Origin of the sequence: Paenibacillus qinlingensis, from assembly GCF_013204845.1 — a bacterium.
GTDB classification, from domain to species: domain Bacteria; phylum Bacillota; class Bacilli; order Paenibacillales; family NBRC-103111; genus Paenibacillus_E; species Paenibacillus_E qinlingensis.
On sequence record NZ_JABMKY010000025.1, the window covers coordinates 109,693 to 127,097 of the forward strand.

General features: G+C 46.1%; 18 protein-coding genes. 16 read left to right on the top strand and 2 right to left on the bottom strand.

The genetic code is table 11. The features are described from left to right. The first annotated feature begins 3 nt into the window (after positions 1–3). The 6 genes from HQN88_RS30675 (at position 4) to HQN88_RS30700 (ending at position 8,332) form a co-directional block, all read left to right on the top strand. Positions 4–1,506: a DUF6382 domain-containing protein gene (locus HQN88_RS30675; RefSeq protein WP_173119442.1), complete on the top strand. Its 1,503-nt coding sequence runs from the start codon at positions 4–6 to the stop codon at positions 1,504–1,506. A gap of 104 nt (positions 1,507–1,610) precedes the next feature. Then, positions 1,611–3,167, top strand: a complete 1,557-nt coding sequence (locus tag HQN88_RS30680; RefSeq protein ID WP_056621022.1) for an ABC-F family ATP-binding cassette domain-containing protein — start codon at positions 1,611–1,613, stop codon at positions 3,165–3,167. 25 nt (positions 3,168–3,192) lie between these two features. Continuing rightward, positions 3,193–3,483: a Dabb family protein gene (locus tag HQN88_RS30685; protein ID WP_056621024.1), complete on the top strand. Its 291-nt coding sequence runs from the start codon at positions 3,193–3,195 to the stop codon at positions 3,481–3,483. A 153-nt stretch (positions 3,484–3,636) separates the two neighbouring features. Continuing rightward, the gene (locus HQN88_RS30690; RefSeq protein ID WP_274318766.1) at positions 3,637–4,686 is read left to right on the top strand and encodes a M42 family metallopeptidase; all 1,050 of its coding nucleotides are present in this window, start codon (positions 3,637–3,639) and stop codon (positions 4,684–4,686) included. Continuing rightward, the gene (locus HQN88_RS30695; protein WP_173119444.1) at positions 4,683–6,638 is read left to right on the top strand and encodes an ABC-F family ATP-binding cassette domain-containing protein; all 1,956 of its coding nucleotides are present in this window, start codon (positions 4,683–4,685) and stop codon (positions 6,636–6,638) included. The genes HQN88_RS30690 and HQN88_RS30695 overlap by 4 nt, the downstream gene beginning before the upstream one ends. Positions 6,639–6,718: 80 nt before the next feature. Beyond that, positions 6,719–8,332, top strand: a complete 1,614-nt coding sequence (locus HQN88_RS30700; protein WP_173119446.1) for an ABC-F family ATP-binding cassette domain-containing protein — start codon at positions 6,719–6,721, stop codon at positions 8,330–8,332. 65 nt (positions 8,333–8,397) lie between these two features. Here the strand turns inward: HQN88_RS30700 and HQN88_RS30705 are convergent, their stop codons facing one another. Next, positions 8,398–8,619, bottom strand: a complete 222-nt coding sequence (locus HQN88_RS30705) for a hypothetical protein (protein ID WP_171630778.1) — start codon at positions 8,617–8,619, stop codon at positions 8,398–8,400. Positions 8,620–8,692: 73 nt separating this feature from the next. Here HQN88_RS30705 and HQN88_RS30710 point away from each other — a divergent pair, with 73 nt between their 5' ends. Genes HQN88_RS30710 through kapB form a run of 3 tightly spaced genes read left to right on the top strand, consistent with a single transcriptional unit; the run spans position 8,693 to position 9,938 of the window. After that, on the top strand, positions 8,693–9,211 hold the full coding sequence (locus HQN88_RS30710) for a hypothetical protein (RefSeq protein ID WP_173119448.1): 519 nt from the start codon (positions 8,693–8,695) through the stop codon (positions 9,209–9,211). Between the two features lie 2 nt (positions 9,212–9,213). Beyond that, positions 9,214–9,537, top strand: coding sequence for a thioredoxin family protein (locus tag HQN88_RS30715; protein ID WP_173119449.1), 324 nt, complete (start codon positions 9,214–9,216; stop codon positions 9,535–9,537). 14 nt (positions 9,538–9,551) lie between these two features. Then, a complete protein-coding gene (kapB, locus tag HQN88_RS30720; protein WP_173119451.1) occupies positions 9,552–9,938 on the top strand; it encodes a kinase-associated lipoprotein KapB in 387 nt (128 codons plus the stop codon). Here the strand turns inward: kapB and HQN88_RS30725 are convergent. Next, on the bottom strand, positions 9,935–10,156 hold the full coding sequence (locus HQN88_RS30725; RefSeq protein WP_173119453.1) for a hypothetical protein: 222 nt from the start codon (positions 10,154–10,156) through the stop codon (positions 9,935–9,937). The genes kapB and HQN88_RS30725 overlap by 4 nt on opposite strands. A gap of 256 nt (positions 10,157–10,412) precedes the next feature. On the opposite strand from HQN88_RS30725, the gene HQN88_RS30730 reads away from it, so the two are divergent. The 7 genes from HQN88_RS30730 to HQN88_RS30760 all read left to right on the top strand — a co-directional run bounded on the left by HQN88_RS30730 (position 10,413) and on the right by HQN88_RS30760 (position 16,903). Continuing rightward, positions 10,413–11,489 carry a Gfo/Idh/MocA family protein gene (locus HQN88_RS30730; protein WP_173119455.1) on the top strand — a complete coding sequence of 359 codons (1,077 nt, stop codon included), beginning with the start codon at positions 10,413–10,415 and terminating at the stop codon, positions 11,487–11,489. A 17-nt stretch (positions 11,490–11,506) separates the two neighbouring features. Further along, entirely contained in the window at positions 11,507–12,142 is a 636-nt protein-coding gene (locus HQN88_RS30735; RefSeq protein WP_173119457.1) for a trimeric intracellular cation channel family protein, read from the top strand. Between the two features lie 47 nt (positions 12,143–12,189). Further along, positions 12,190–12,669 (top strand): hypothetical protein, encoded by a 480-nt coding sequence (locus HQN88_RS30740; protein ID WP_173119459.1) that lies wholly within the window; start codon positions 12,190–12,192, stop codon positions 12,667–12,669. 279 nt (positions 12,670–12,948) lie between these two features. After that, entirely contained in the window at positions 12,949–13,104 is a 156-nt protein-coding gene (locus tag HQN88_RS30745; RefSeq protein WP_173119461.1) for a hypothetical protein, read from the top strand. Positions 13,105–13,132: 28 nt separating this feature from the next. Further along, positions 13,133–13,795 carry a hypothetical protein gene (locus HQN88_RS30750; protein WP_173119463.1) on the top strand — a complete coding sequence of 221 codons (663 nt, stop codon included), beginning with the start codon at positions 13,133–13,135 and terminating at the stop codon, positions 13,793–13,795. 281 nt (positions 13,796–14,076) lie between these two features. Beyond that, complete coding sequence (locus HQN88_RS30755) at positions 14,077–14,970, top strand: ATP-binding protein (RefSeq protein ID WP_173119465.1); 894 nt, start codon at positions 14,077–14,079, stop codon at positions 14,968–14,970. Positions 14,971–14,998: 28 nt separating this feature from the next. Beyond that, positions 14,999–16,903, top strand: a complete 1,905-nt coding sequence (locus tag HQN88_RS30760; RefSeq protein WP_246320545.1) for a nitric oxide reductase activation protein NorD — start codon at positions 14,999–15,001, stop codon at positions 16,901–16,903. Positions 16,904–17,405 lie beyond the last annotated feature (502 nt).

The following is a 17,405-nucleotide window of genomic DNA, read 5'->3' on the forward strand; positions in this document are numbered from 1 at the left end:
GGTATGACACAAGAGGTATTCGGGCTTCGTTATGAATTTGTTTATCGACATGGACATCTCATGGAGTTGTTTAAAGAAGGAGGTCTAGCAGCATGTGAGCTGTCCACTTTACAGGTGCGCATGTTAGAAGCCAATCAAGTTCCGAGGTTGCTGCCGCTTGACATTCATGAAGTGGATTCGAACATTCGACTACTATACAGATTGTCTTCCAAACGAATGCTGTCACATGTCTTGAAAGTAGAGACTTTCTCGATCCGTTTACTTGCCAAGTTGATGTACGCAATTGTGTGTACGCTGGATGACAGCAAGAATTATATGTTGTGTGAAATGAATTACGTGTTAAAAGATAATTTTATTTTCATAGGACAAGATTGGTCGGATGTTTACCTGACATATGCGCCTATACATATAGTTCATGATGTCGATGAGAGCTATCCTGCGATAGATGCACTCTTCCATAAACTTATCTCACATCTTGGAGCAGAGGAGCAGGACCAACTACATACTTGGATTACCACTCACCTAGTTAGAAAAAGTTTTCAAGCCTATAAGGAAGCTTTGTTACAGTTAATGGACGAGCCGATCCAAACACATATAACTAAGACTGATGCACAATCGGAACCAATTGTGTCTTCATTACCAGAAACAGGAACTGGATTACCCAAAGCACATTGGAAACGTGATGAAGCGAAACAAATACTGCCGAAATTTGAAGCTCCCATTATGTCGCAACCTGATCCCATGCATAAGATTAAACAAGAAATCAATAAGTCATCAACATCTAATTTACGTATATTCCACCTCGCATTCATTCCGCTACATCAACGAGGTCGATGGATGGCAATAGCTATTATCCTCATTCTAGTTGCTTTATTGTGGCAGCAATATGTGGTAACCCCCTCCACGAGTCTGCTGCAAATTATTGCAGGAACTACGCTGTTGTTGGGGGATGTAGGCTTCGTTCTACTTTTCTTAGGTCGCCCTGATTGGTTTAATCGAATGAATTCCAATCGTGAAATTTCCTCCAACGCGCACAATATCTATGATACCGATAAGGAAGTCAAGAGTGATGATGCTGCTCGTGCGTCGGATCCACTGGACATCCAGCGGTACTATCAAAATCTATCCTTACATACAACATTGCTCAATCCATCGCATTCAAATGCCACAGTGTTACTTGGGAAACTTCCCAAGCGAGATCACCTTGGCCCTCGATTGGAGAGGCAAGTTGAAGGAGTCAACCAAATCGTTCCTATTAAGGGTGAAGTGTTTACCATTGGTAGAGGGGATTCAAGCAGTAAGGTCGATTATGTGGTGGAAGACGCAGGTGTTTCCAGGATTCATGCGGAAATTGTTCAAACTAGCAATGGTTTTCAGCTGCGAGATGCAGGCTCTACAAACGGAACGTTTTTGAATGAGTTTCCACTCGTCACCTATCAAGGATATACCTTAAAAGATGGGGACATTGTGCGAATTATTCGACAAGAACTGACTTTTCGGCTCTAATACAAATAGTTCTACTTCCTGTCTGCGATGAGCAGTGGTATAATAAGAAGTCGCGAGTAAAATACGTGATTATCTCAGAACTAGACAGGGGTTTGGTTTTACAAATGAGTCTTTTAACAATTGAAGATTTAAGCCACAGCTTTGGTGATCGTACATTGTTCAAAAATGTTTCGTTCCGCTTGCTCGCTGGTGAACGCGTTGGCATCGTAGGAGCTAATGGCGTGGGGAAATCCACGTTGATGAATATATTAACAGGTAAGCTTTTGAAGGATACAGGCAAAGTAGAATGGACCCCGAGAGTCCATTATGGATATTTAGACCAACATTCCGTGTTGGCCGCGGGTCGAACAATTCGTGATATTTTGCGTGATGCTTTCCTGCCTTTGTATGAAGAAGAAAAAAGAATGATGGCCATTACCGACAAAATGGGAGATGCCACGCCTGAGGAGCTTGAAGTGCTTCTTGAGGAAATGGGTGAAATTCAAGAACGTTTGGAGATCGGTGATTTCTATCTGCTTGATGTGAAAATCGAAGAGATGGGTAATGGTCTTGGTTTAAATGCGATTGGATTAGATCGTGATGTTACGTCTCTTAGTGGTGGACAGAGAACGAAAGTTCTCCTAGCTAAGCTTTTGCTTGAAAAACCAACCGTGCTCTTGCTCGATGAGCCTACCAACTATTTGGATGTGGAACACATTGAGTGGTTGAAAATGTACTTGAAGGATTACCCGTATGCGTTCATGCTGATTTCACATGACACGGAATTTATGAACGAAGTTGTCAATGTTGTGTATCATTTGGAATTCTCCAAATTAACGCGATATACGGCGAATTATGAAAAATTCCTTGATATGGCTGAAATGAATAAGGCACAGCATATCGACGCTTATGAGAAGCAGCAGGAATATATCAAAAAGCAGGAAGATTTCATTGCGCGCAACAAAGCGCGGGCGTCAACTTCAACTCGTGCGAAGAGCCGTGAGAAGCAGTTGGATCGCATTGACCGCATTGAGCGCCCCGAAACGGCAATGAAGCCTACATTCGTATTCAAAGAATCGCGTTCAAGTGGTAGAATTGTATTTGAAGCGGAGAATTTGGAGATTGGCTATGATCGTGCCTTGCTTCCAAGAATGAATGTGACGATTGAACGCGGTGAGAAAATTGCGATCGTCGGCTGCAACGGGGTTGGTAAATCTACCTTGTTAAAGACGATTCTTGGCAAAATAGAACCGTTCAGCGGTAAGACGTATCGCGGTGATTATTTGAGTCCTGCGTATTTTGAACAAGAGGTCAAAGCACCAAGCATGACGCCAATTGATGATGTATGGAATTCCTTCTCTTCCATGACTCAGAACGAAGTTCGAGGAGCGCTTGCGCGAGTTGGGCTTAAGAATGAGCATATCACGCGAGCGATGAGCATGTTAAGTGGTGGCGAACAAGCGAAAGTTCGTTTGTGCAAATTGCTTATGCAAGAAAGCAACTGGTTGTTATTCGATGAGCCGACGAACCATTTGGACGTCGTAGCCAAAGAAGAGCTTCAGCGTGCTCTGAAAGAATACAAGGGTACTGTTCTCCTTGTTTGCCACGAGCCAGAATTCTATGAAGGCTGGGTAACGCGCGTGTGGGATGTTGAAGAATGGTCTGCCAAAGTAACCAATTAATGTAATCAAATCGGAGGAGATAACAATGTTAACGCATGTAGTGTTTTTTAAACTCAAAGATCGCAGTCCAGAAGCCATTGAAGTAACCAAAGCCGTTCTTACGAACATGGAGGGTAAAATTCCGGTTTTAAGACACATTGAGGTTGGAACAGACATTTTACACCTAGAGCGTTCTTACGATATCGCACTCATAACGAAATTTGATTCGCTAGATGATTTAAAGGTTTACGATACGCACCCTGTGCATGAACAAGTTAAAGCTCATATGAAAACAGTTCTTGATGGAACGTCCATCTGTGTTGATTTTGTAAGCTAACTCATGTTTGAAAAACATAGGAGAACAGTGTAGTATCCTTAGAAGAGGCTCGTTCTTGACGTTGTCAGGGACTAGCAAAAATTCTTAGGCTGCACTGTTTTTTGTGTGTTTAGCGCAGGTGCGAAATTTCATAGACATGGGAGAGGAATCCAAGTGAAGTCCAATTTAAATAGAGCTTACATGACAGAAGTTCTAGAAATGCTGCTGCGGACTCCTAGTCCAACAGGGTATACCCATCACATTATGCAAAAAGTAGAGCTAGAAGTGAGTAAGCTTGGCTTCGATCTTTCTTATACGAATAAAGGTTGCGGCATCGTGACTATTCCAGGCACGAGTGCTGATCGTGTAATTGGCATTTCTGCACATGTGGATACACTTGGTGCTATGGTTCGCTCAATCAAAGAGAATGGCACATTGAAAATTACGTCACTTGGCGGGTTTATGATGGGCGCAATCGAGAATGAGTACGTGCAAATTCATACCCGTGATGAGCGAGTTTATGATGGAACGGTTCTTACGTCAAGACCATCCGTGCACGTATACGAAGATGCAAGAGAGTACAAGCGCGATGAGGCGAATATGGAAGTTCGGATTGATGAGCTTGTGAACGCCAAAAAAGATGTGCAAGCACTAGGCATCCGTGTCGGTGATTTTATCTCTTTCGATCCACGAGTACAGGTGAAGGAAAATGGGTATGTGAAATCTCGCCATTTGGATGATAAAGCAAGCGTTGCATCCTTGTTTGGTCTTCTAAAATGGATAAAAGAACAAGGCATCCAACCTTTCTACACAATTAAGTTATTCTTCTCCAACTATGAAGAGGTGGGTCATGGCTCATCTTTCATTCCAGAAGACATTACAGACTTTATTGCAGTTGATATGGGTGCGCTTGGCGATGATTTGAGTGGAAGCGAACGCGATGTTTCCATTTGTGCGAAAGATTCCTCTGGTCCTTACGATTATGCGATGACGTCGAAAATGATTGAGCATGCCGAGAAGCTGGAAATCGGCTATGCTGTTGATATTTATCCGCGCTATGGATCGGATGCATCCGCAGCGCTTAGAGGTGGCCGCGACATTCGGGCGGCGCTAATCGGGCCAGGAGTTCATGCGTCACATAGCATGGAGCGTACGCATATGGATGCTGTAGTGAACACAGCAGCCCTTCTTGCGGCGTACATCCAGGAGCCGGTGCAAGGATGAATATTCTAAGTGCAGTCGATATTACCAAAACCTACGGAGACAAAGTGCTCTTCGATGATATCTCGTTCACACTGAACGAGAAGCAGCGCATTGGCCTCATCGGCGTGAACGGCACAGGCAAGTCCACGCTGCTGAAGATGCTGGCGGGTCTGGAATCCCCGGATCGCGGCAAGCTTGTGCACGCGAACCATTTCCGCGTGGAATACTTGCCGCAAAACCCGGAGTTCGATCCGAACTCCACGGTGCTTGAGCAAGTATTCCACGGCGATTCTCCGCTCATGAGTACGCTGCGCGACTATGAGCTGGCACTTGCGGAGCTGGAGCTGGACTCCGGAAGCGAGAAGAAACAAGCGCGCCTGTTCTCCGCTCAGGCGCGCATGGATGAGCAAGGTGCTTGGGAAGCCAGCACCTTGGCCAAAACCGTGCTGATGAAGCTCGGCATCAGCGAGTTCGACAAGCCCGTCGGCCAGCTGTCCGGCGGTCAGCGTAAACGCGTCGCCATGGCGCGCGTACTCATTCAGCCCGCCGATCTGCTCATCCTGGATGAGCCGACGAACCATATTGATAACGAGACGGCCATCTGGCTCGAGGAATTTCTCAGCAAATGGCGGGGCGCTTTGCTGCTCGTTACCCATGACCGGTACTTCCTAGAGCGGGTTACCACCCGCATTCTGGAACTGGACCGGGGCAAGATCTACAGCTATGAGGGGAACTACGAGTGGTTCCTCGAGAAGAAGGCGGAGCGGATGGATTCCGAAGCCGCTAGTGAAGATAAGCGGCAGAATCTCCTCCGCCGCGAGCTGGCCTGGCTCCGTCGCGGCGCGAAGGCGCGCACGACGAAACAGAAGGCGCGTATTAACCGCGCCGAGGATTTAAGGGACCGCAAGGTTGACGGTCCCGGTGAGAAACTCGACATGGCGCTGGCTGGCAGCCGCCTTGGCAAAAAGGTGATGGAGCTGGACGACATCTCCAAGTCTTTCACAAGCGGGAAGCAGCTGCTCAGCGGCTTCAGCTACATTGTGATGCCGAAGGATCGTCTGGGCATCATCGGTCCGAACGGCAGCGGCAAGTCGACGCTGCTTAACATGCTCGCCGGGCGCATTCAGCCCGACAGTGGCACGATCGAGACAGGTACAACGGTGAAATTGGCGTACTACACGCAAGAAAACGTCGAGATGGACGAGAAGATGCGTGTGATTGAATATATCAAGGAAGCCGCAGAGCAGATTCGCACGTCGGATGGTGAAACCATTTCGGCCGCACAGATGCTTGAACGCTTCTTATTCTCTCCTAATTTGCAGTGGTCGCCAATCGGTAAGCTTTCAGGTGGCGAGAGACGTAGACTTTACTTGTTACGTACGCTAATGGGCGAACCGAATGTTTTGCTTCTCGATGAGCCTACCAATGATTTGGACATCCAAACGTTGACGATACTGGAAGATTATCTGGATCAATTTTCCGGCGCTGTTATTACGGTTTCTCATGATCGCTACTTTTTGGATCGAACCGTGACCCATTTATTTGCCTTCGACGGGAATGGTGGGATCGAGCCGTTCATTGGAACGTATTCCGACTATTTGGAAGATAAACGCGAACAAGAAGAGGCGGAGCAAGCTCGGAAAGAAATCGTACGTCAAGCGAGCTCGAAGACGACTAGCAGCAGTCCTGCTTCTACACTTTCAAGTGCAAGTTCAGCCCCAGTCACGAATCGTCCGAAGAAATTATCATTTAAAGATCAGAAGGAATGGGACGAAATCGAGAACACCATTGCTACTCTTGAGGAGAAAGTCGACAGTTTGAAGAAGCAAATCGAGAACTCTGGAAGTAACTTTGATCTCGCTCGTGATCTCTACGAACAAGAGCAACAAACCACTGCCGAGCTTGAGGCTGCGATGGAAAGATGGACTTATTTATCAGAGTTAGTAGAAGAAATAGAGCGAAATAAGTTATGATAGAAGAAGTAGTTCAAAAAGTCGTCTTTTGATCACGAAGTTGGCCAAGAAAATATAATAAAGGTAGGTATATATACCCCATGATTAGTGTAAATAACGTGACGCTTCGTTACGGCAAGAGAGCCCTATTCGAAGACGCCAATATCAAATTCACACCAGGAAATTGCTACGGCTTGATCGGAGCCAATGGTGCAGGCAAATCGACTTTCCTCAAAATTCTTTCCGGTGAGATCGAGCCTAACACAGGTGAAGTTAACATCACACCAGGTGAACGTATGGCTGTTCTGAAACAAAACCATTACGAATTTGATGAAATCGAAGTTTTGAAAACTGTTGTTATGGGTCATGCCCGTTTGTTCAAAATTATGGAAGAGAAAGATGCTTTGTATGCAAAAGCTGATTTCTCCGAAGAAGATGGCATGAGAGCTGCTGAGCTTGAAGGTGAATTCCAAGATTTAGACGGCTGGCAAGCAGAGTCCGACGCAGCAGAGCTTTTGATCGGTCTTGGTATTTCTACATCCATGCATGACACGAAAATGAAGGATCTTGATGGTAACGAAAAAGTTCGCGTGCTCTTGGCACAAGCTTTATTCGGTAACCCAAATATTCTTTTACTCGATGAGCCTACCAACCATTTGAACTTAGAGTCCATTCGTTGGCTGGAACACTTCTTGTCCCGTTTCGAAGGTACTGTTATCGTCGTATCACATGACCGTCACTTCCTGAACCAAGTATGTACCCATATCGCAGATATCGACTTTGGTAAAATCCAAATGTACGTCGGTAACTACGACTGGTGGTATGAGTCCAGCCAATTGGCACTTCGTTTAACACGTGATGCGAATAAGAAAACCGAAGAAAAACGTAAAGAATTGGAAGCCTTTATCGCACGCTTTAGTGCGAATGCCTCCAAATCCAAGCAAGCGACTTCCCGTAAAAAGCAATTGGAGAAACTTACGCTTGAAGATATTCGTCCTTCCAGCCGTAAATATCCGTTCATTCACTTCAAAGGTGAGCGTGAAGCGGGTAAGCAGTTGCTTGCTGTTGAAGGAATTTCCAAAACAATTGATGGTGTTCAAGTATTAAATAACGTAACCTTTACAATTAATAAAGGCGATAAAGTTGCTTTCGTTGGCATCGATGGCATTGCGAAAACGACGCTATTCAAAATTTTGATGGGCGAAATGGAAGCAGACAGTGGTACTTTCTCGTGGGGGATCACGACTTCTCAAGCTTACTTCCCGAAAGACAGCCAAGATTATTTCAACTCAGATTTGACATTGGTAGACTGGCTTCGTCAGTACTCCAAGGATCAAGATGAGTCATTCTTACGCGGATTCCTAGGGCGCATGTTGTTCTCTGGTGAAGAAGCGTTGAAGAAAGCGAATGTGCTTTCCGGAGGAGAGAAAGTGCGTTGCATGTTCTCTAAAATGATGCTAAGCGGAGCCAACGTATTGATCCTTGACGAGCCTACCAACCATTTGGATTTGGAGTCTATCACGGCGTTAAACAATGGGCTTGTTGATACGGACTGTACGATCCTATTCGTATCCCATGACCATCAGTTCATCCAAACGATTGCTAATCGCGTTATGGAGCTTACGCCAAAAGGTCTCATCGATAAAATGTTTACGTACGATGAGTATTTGGAAAGCGAAGATGTGAAAAAACAGCGCGAAATTCATTACGCGTAAGAAATAAAGTGAAAAGCGCCCTGAAGTGTTACTTTCAGGGCGCTTTTAGCTACACAAAGTGTTGTCTAGCTGCCGCCGGTGCGACGGCGTTGGTTATTTACTTTTTTGGTCATTTGACTTTTCGCAGTTTGATTCGCATTTCCTGCTGCTTTCGGGTTAGCACGTGCTGCGGCTTGATCCGCTTGTTTCTGAGCTAGTTTGGCTTTGATCGCGTCGGCTAAACTTACTTTTTTGACACCTTGTGGTTCGACCTGGTCGGCTTGCTGGTCTTGAGGCTTGTCTGACATAAGAACACCTTCTTTACGTGGTATATCCATAGTATAATCGAATCAAAGAAAAGATGAAAGAAGGTGTGTGGGGATGTTTGATCCGACGATCTATGACAATATCAAAGTTGTACTCGAAGGGGCCGTCTATGATTTGGATTTGGAAGGTAAAATCATCATAACACGAAGAGAAGATTTGATTGACTTGTCCTCGATGTCTCGCACATTTGCTATTGAATTTGCTAGACAAGTGGGATTACCGAATAAAGCGGAAATTCATTTACATGTTCATTTGAGTGATTTGGCAGCTGAGATATTAGAAAATCCTACGGCTAAGCCCGGTTGCACGTTGTTAATTAAACTGCACACGCACGTGAATGATCCAGAAATCGATTGTCCGATGATTGCAGCGCAATTGAATGCCATTTGGGAGCAACGTCCTCGTATTACCCAGCAAATTTCGTATTTGTTCGGAGAACAACCAGAGGAGTACCGCAACCTCATTACATTATCCTTTGGCCGCAAAATTGATGAGAGTCATCTTGATGATTTTTCTGATCTAATCGACTATGCGTTTGAAAGCTTAGTATGGCTAGATGAAAGAGGGGCATAAAGATGCAAGAGTTATCTCAACAAGAATTGCAATTCAAAGTAAACCAAGATAACGAAAAATCGTTTGCTGTCTTTATGTACACGCCGTTATGTGGTACCTGTAAAGTAACTGAGCGCATGCTGGACATTATACTTACGATGAAGCCGAACATGCCGTTAGTGAAATGTAATATCAATTTTTTACCTCAAATCAGTCAAGAATGGCAAATTGCAAGTGTCCCTTGCATTGTCGTCATCGAACCTGGAAAAGAGAAACAATATATATATCGGATGCAATCCGTGGATGAGCTATACCGCAGGCTAATGCCATTAGTAGAACGAGAATAGGAGTGGAGTAGACAATGAGCTTTCAAATCGGAGACCGCGTTATCGCTGAGTATAAAACAGGGGTTTATTATGGTGAGGTTGTAGAAATGTCATCCAGCATGAAGGCGGCTGTTCGAATTCTTGCCGTGAAGGATCACCCAACACAAGGAGATTTACATAATCCGATGGATCCAAGCGTAGCTTTTTTTCATCAAAGAAGGGCATTATCCCATCAAGAGATCGCATTAATGCCGATTGCAACGATTCGTCCTTATGCGGGTGAGGTACCAGATTACCAAGTGTCTCTGAAGAGAGCGCTATTGGCTCAGATCGATAAGCTGTCAGACATGGAAGCATGGGCCCGACGCTCTCTGCAGGAGCTTGATCAGCTGAGTAAAGAATATTTTCCACCATCCAATTAGGAAACTTCTAAGTACAACTTGGTACCATCATTGTATTTGAAAATAGCTACATCACCAATGATCTCGATCATCGAGATCATTTTTAATTTTCTGCGAAATTCAAAATGTAGTTCGTATTCCTTCAATTTCGTTGAAAGTAACGCCATTTGGGAACGTTTATGAGTAAAATTCATCACAGGGATCGATTTATTCTTGAAACGGATTGTGTTTGCTTGCATATTCAAAAACCTCCTTTACACGGTAAGTGCTGCTTTGTTGCTGCCTTACACTATTTAGGATACATTTCAAATGTTAAATATGTTTGCGTTCAACTATTAAAAAAGTTTTAGCATTTTATTATATGTGAATAATAGCGCTACAGGGCTAGTTCCGCTAAGATAAATTTTAGAGGGCCAGATTCGTGGTTGCGGGGAGGGTTAACCCCATTTATAATAGATAAGATTGTATTCTAACAGGTTCTGGAGGGTCACAGAAATGACAGAAACAAAACCAACTCGCATTGGGATTATTGGTGCAGGAAATATCGGAAATGTACACATGGAAACGTTTAAAACGATCCCATGGGCGCAGCTTGCTGGGGTGACAGATGTATATTTGCCGCTTGCTGAAATGAGAGCGAAAGATCATAACATTGAACAGGTATATGCAAATTCAGATAAATTGTTAGCGGATCCGTCGATTGATGCCGTTGTCATTGCGGTTTCGAATGAATGGCATGCACCAATTGCCGTAAAGGCGTTAGAGGCTGGCAAGCATGTCATGTTGGAAAAGCCGATGGCGATCGATTTAATATCAGCTCGTCAAATTGTTGAAGCAGAGCGCAAATCAGGCAAGATTCTCATGATTCCTCATCAAATGCGTTGGGAGGCAGCATCCATAGCTGTGAAGGAGCAAGTGGAAAAAGGTGCGCTAGGTCACATTTATCATGCGAAAGCAAGCTATATGAGACGTAAAGGCATTCCAGGATGGGGAACATGGTTCACCCAAATGGATAAATCAGGCGGAGGTCCCTTAATCGATCTTGGTGTACATATGTTAGATCTTACCTTGTATTTAATGGGGAATCCAAAGCCGGTTTCCGTATATGGATCAACCTATGCGGAGTTTGGACCGCGCAAGCAAGGGATTGGCACATGGGGAGCTCCGAATTGGGAAGGGAAATTTGATGTCGAGGATTTAGCAACAGCCTTGATTAAGTTTGACAATGGGGCAACTCTTTCCCTGGATGTCAGTTGGGCAGGCCTACTGGAGACGGATAACTTGCCAGTCGTACAGTTGTTAGGTTCGGAAGGCGGCGCGTATTTGAAAGGTGCAAAAGGAAAGCTTTTTGCTGAGAAATTTGATCGGATCGTGGAAACGGAACTTTCGGCTCCTGCAGCGAATGATGATCCACGTGCACGTATGGTGCAGCATTTCTTGTCCAGTATCACGAGTGGAACTCAGCCGATAACGTCTGTCATGACAGGCTACACGAATAATTTGATCCTAGATGCGATTTACCGTTCGTCGCAAACGGGCGATGAAGTGAAATTGAACTGGGACATTGAGTAGACAGGGGCTGCAAGCAAGTGAACTGGGAGTTATTTAGTATCATCGGAACGATCGCCTTCGCAGTTAGTGGTGCGATCGTGGCGATGGAAGAAGAATATGATATCTTAGGTGTGTATGTACTTGGGCTTGTTACCGCGTTTGGCGGTGGGATCATTCGCAATATGCTTATCGGAAAACCGATTGTACTTCTATGGGAGCAAGGGATGTATTTTCAAATCGCTTTATTTGCGATGACGGCTGTCTTCCTTATGCCAGTGAAATATATTCGAATGTGGAAAACCTGGGAAGCCTTCTTCGATGCTATTGGCTTAGCGGCATTCGCAATCCAAGGGGCGCTCTATGCGACGAATATGGGCCACCCATTAAGTGCCATTATCGTTGCCGCGGTACTCACTGGGATTGGCGGAGGTATGGTCCGCGATGTGCTTGCAGGTCGGAAACCATTGGTGCTCAAAGATGAAATTTATGCGGTATGGGGTATGCTAGCAGGAGCGTTAGTTGGGCTTGGTTGGTCACAGGGCACATGGCAGTTAGCCATTCTTTTTGCACTTATCATCATTTTGCGCATGTTCTCAGTTAACTACAAATGGAAGCTGCCGAAACGCTCTTTGCGTGATGGATTAGTGGAATCCACACGAAGATCGGATTCGTAGTCCAATTCACCTGCAAGGAAACCGCTTGAAGATAGGAGGAGAGTCAAATGGAAGCATCTTTAACACAACAACAGAAAATATCGGCTGAAACGATTGCGACTCGCATTATTTCCGTAAAGGAATTGTTGCAAACAGAGTTAGATCTGTATGAAATATCGAAGGATTCAGAGACCGGCGAACATTACTTGCACTACGCGTATATGCACCGGGACTTCACAAATACAGGAGTGCCAGAGTCCTTTCATTACTTAATGCCAATTGAGAATGATGATGTGCTTGGTATGATATTTGGCGAGCAAGGGTATGCCTATCCTGAGCATTGGAACGCTTCCTTCTTACGAAATGGGCCTGAAGGCTTCTATATCTGGTGGGACCCCTCCCATGAAGCTGAACAATCCGAGGATGAGGCTATCGCAGCGGAGCTCCTTCAGAAGCTTAGAGCTTTTCATGATCAAGGAAACGTAGATCCGGAAGCCGTTCGTAAGCTTTTAGAAGAAATGGATGAGACACGGAAAAAAGAAGATTAGATGTAAAGTGATAAGAACCTCTTCGAAACCACTCAACTTGGGTGATGACGATGGAGGTTTTTTTGTGATTCACCTAACCGTCTACATCATCGCAGAAATACTAGGTGTTACCACGATTTGCATAACTCATGTAAATAAGTGCTGAATCACATTTTCTAATTGGAGCTAGGGAGCAGAAGATGAACTGTCATTTTTTCATGGAGAAGTTTAGTAAAAATAAGGGAAATGGACCATATTAACAATAGTGTCATTTGAAAATAGGGAAGGGGGCATTTGAATATGGAAATGGAATCGTATCACTTTGCAAATTTAGGTATTCATGAAGAATTAATGCAAGATCTTCGCAATCTAGAAACTCGCATGAAAGAGGAATTAGGCTACGAAATTGCGCTTATTGCGTATACCAAGGAAGCGGATGGGCTCCCGAACAAGTAATACATACAGAGAAATAGGGGGAATGACGATGAAAGCTGTGAAAATGTCAGTCATCATGACGGCTGCCTTCGTCGGCTTGACGGGGTGTTCAGTACATCACTCAAATCAACTAGAAAAAGCATCGCTGTCTATCCAAAGTGTCGGATTATCAGATTCTGGAGATGCGAAGCTTCGAGACCATGTGAAAGACGCAGCACCTGCCACAAAGGTAGGTCAAACACGCATCGAGGAAGAGGATCCACATCACAATACATACCTTTCCATGAACCGCGAATTAGCAGATCAAGTGATGCAAGAGGCTCATTTGGGTTCATCATGCATTGCAATGACGGATACGAATATTTATGTAGCTGTTGATACAGGGGAATTTCAGGATAAGGGTATGAACGAACAAGCTAAACAATTAAGCAAGTATAACGACCCAGCGACAGAAGCGGGCTTATTCGGTTCAGGCATGGGCGCTCAAATGGATTGGGTATCTGCCAAGCCTTTGCCTAGTGAAAGCATGAATGTAATTCGACATGTATTAACACGTATTTATCCGGATTCACATATTTTCATTTCGTCAAATGCTTTGTTTGTGAACCGGATGATGTACTACGACATGCAGCAGCGAAAAAATAAACGTATGGATATGTACTTGCACGAGTTTAATACAATGGTGCAGTATACATTCAATAGCCCCAAATGAGTAATAAATACAAGGTTCGCGCCTACTGCTCCTCGAGAATATGTGAATACGTGCATAAAGAAGACGTGATGATCGCAATTAATTATGAAACGGCCTATAGTATGGCACAGGTATACAATGAATTATTGTCTAAACCAAGCTGCCCTTCTTGTGGTGAAGCTATGGCTTTCTATGCTCATTCCGTCATTGAAGAGCCTTGGTTAACTTGACGAAGCTTGACAATTCGCGCTTTCCTGATAATAGTTAGAGAATACTGCAATCAGGAAAGGATTACCTACGCGATGATGACAGATTTATCGAAAATAGATGTACTACCACCAGAGGTCCGAACGCGTTTGGAGGAGCTTAAGCAGATCCTTCATACAGCCGAGGATAGTAAGCTAATCGGAATTGCGGCATATGAAGCCCCCACAGAGGAACTGCTCACAGATGCCATCTTGTCCCTATATCTAGGCAAAAACGTACTCCTAAAGGGGCCGACTGGCTCTGGTAAAACGAAGCTCGCTGAACACGTATCCGCTGTCTTTCATCTCCCCATGCACAGCGTGAATTGTTCCACGGATTTGGATGCGGAGGCGCTGCTTGGCTTCAAAACGCTTACCCATGATGAGCAAGGCAGGAGTCAGATTGCTTTTATCCCTGGTCCAATTATGAAAGCGATGACTAAAGGGCACATGCTCTATATCGATGAGATCAATATGGCCAAGCCTGAAACGCTGCCTCTAATCAATGGCGTGCTGGATCACCGTAGATCCATAACAAACCCGTTTACAGGTGAAGTGATTACTGCGCACCCGAATTTTAGAGTTGTCGCAGCGATAAATGAAGGCTACATTGGCACCGTTCCGTTAAATGAAGCGCTGAAAAATCGTTTTGTCACAGTGGAAGTACCTTATTTGCAAGGAGAATTATTGTTTCAGTTGTTAAAAAGTCGTTCGATGTTGCGTGATGACAAGCTGTTGCGCACCTTCGTTCAACTATCCGCTGATTTGCTCTCCCTGATTGAAATGGGGCAACTGCCGGATGAAGCGGGTTCGATTAGAGCTTTGTTAGACGCGTGTGATTTGGCTGCTTATATACCGCCAATGCGGGCAGTTACTCGGGCAATTGCGGATAAGCTAGAGGATGAAAGGGAACGTGCAGCTGTGATGAATATAGCTGAAACGTTACTGTAGCAACATGTTCGTAGGAAGCCTTAGCCGATTGGACGATAAAATCGATGCGCTGCTTCATATGCAGTTGGTGGATTTGGCTCGTTTATTTACGAAGCGTGGAAAGCTGGAAGTCGAGGCTGGATTTCACGCGCATTATGACGAGACTGCTTTGCAAATGACAGTGAGTCAGTTCTGGTGGGATTATCCGCTTCGTGACAAAATAGCGGGTATGAAAAGCGATGTGTATTTGCGCTGCTTAGGCAGTGCGTGGTTTACAGGGAAGGAGGCAGTCACTGACTACCTGCACTACTGTGCGAGTGTCACATTTCCGAAACTGGCGAATAGTTTATTTGCACTATGTGAGGATATGCGCTTGGAGCGAATTTGCCGCACGCAACGTCCTGGCATGGGAGCCGTCTTTGCACATCGGCATCATATCTTAGGCGGATATTTTGGGCATAAGCTCCGAACGCATATGAGCAAGGGTGAGTTGGCGGATGCGTTGTTGTTGATCGTATATGGTTGGTTCACTGGCCAGTCATGGCAGGGTGAATCGTCCTCTTCTGCGACTTGGAACGAGTTGTCTAGCCGCTTGAGTGGTCTTTATGCGATGCTAGAACAAGTAGAAGAAGCAACGCATACGACTCAGGTCGCGGCTTTGTGCCAACACCTATTGGAGACGCTGTCCCCGTGGTTGGAGCGTGATGCGGTAGCTGCGTACTTCTGGACGCAGCAGGGAAGCGGCATCGCGGATCCTCTGCCTGCTGATTATAAAGGCGAACTGAAGCGCGCAAAGCGGCTAGCTAACGATGATGTGCTCCCCGATCAAGAGGGGGAGCGTCAATTGCCCGGCCAAGAGCGAATGCCGACTTGGCATCGGGAGAGCAGCGACCGCAGCCCCGGGCTGCTGCGGTTCGAACTGGAGCGCGGCGCTCGTACCGCCGCGCAGGGTTCTGCGCCCCGTGAGGGCGATGCTGCCGACCAGGCGCTCGCCATCACCCAGGGGCGCTCACAGCGCGCCCAGCGCACCGGCGCCGCCGCTGAGCGGCGCCAAGGGCCTTCCGTGCCCGCTGCCGCGGGGCACGGGGAGGGCGAGGTCGCCGCGTACGCGACGGCGACCTGGCTCTTGCCTGAACGTCCTACTGCTGCGCAGGAGGACGGGTTCAGGCGCCTGAGCGAGCGCGCAGCGCCGCTCGCGAAGCCCTTGCAGCGTGCGATACGGCGCACGCTGGAGCAGAGGCGGATCGCCCCGCGCGGCGATCGACTGTTCGGGCGGCTCGACAAGCGGCTAACGCGAGCCGTCACGCAAGAGCTGCCGCGCCTCTTCTATAAGAAGCGTGCGCCGGTACCCCAGCTCGACGCAGCGTTCGCGCTGCTCGTCGACTGCTCAGCGTCCATGTATGACAAAATGGACGAAACCAAGCTCGGTCTCGTGCTATTCCACGAGACCCTCCGAAACCTGCGAATCCCCCACGAAATAGTGGGATTCTGGGAGGACGCGGACCGCGTGACTGAGCAGGAGGCACCGAACCTGTTCCAGGTTGCGGTGGACTTCGGTTCCTGCCTCGCGGCCGGGAGTGGAGCGGCTCTGATGCAGCTGGAGCCGCAGCAGGACAATCGCGATGGCTTTGCAATTCGCGAGATGATGAAGCGGCTGCTGCGGCGCACAGAGCGGCAGCGCATCCTCCTCGTGTTCTCGGATGGGGAGCCTTCGGCAGCCAACTATAACGATGTCGGCATCCTGGATACACACGAAGCCGTTCTGCAAGCAAGACGCATGGGTGTTGAGGTGATCAGCGTTTTTCTGGCGAATGGCACCGTGCACGAAACACAGCGGAATGCGATGCGTAATATGTATGGGAGAAGCTCTATCGTTGTTCCAAATGTGGATGGATTACATGAACAGCTTGTGCCGATTTTACGCAAGCTTTTGCTGAAGTCCATCAGCACTTGAACCATGCACTTGAACCATGCACTTGATCCTTGAACTTGAACCATGCACTTAAACCATGCACTTGATTCATGCACTTGATCTATGTACTTGATCTATGTACTTGATCTATGTACTTGATCTATGCACTTGATTCATGCACTTGATCTATGTACTTGATCCATAAACTTAATCCATACAGTCGAATACCACATCCGATGTACCAATTAAAATTTAACTGGAAAAACTCCAGCTATTTCCATCATTTAGTCCTGAACTCAGCAAATAACTACATAAACTCCAGTTAATTAATAGGATTTGGTGGTTTTTGCAATTAGACTTAATAGTGGACACAACGAATTGGGGAGTTAGATAATAAAACTATCCAAATTTAAGAGGTGTCCGAGATGAGCCAACCCCGTCAGCGTTACAATCAAAAGTTTAAAGAAGAAACGGTTAAGTACATTCAACAGCACAGTAAATCGATCACGGAAATTGCAGACGAATTGAACATCTCAGCGAAGAC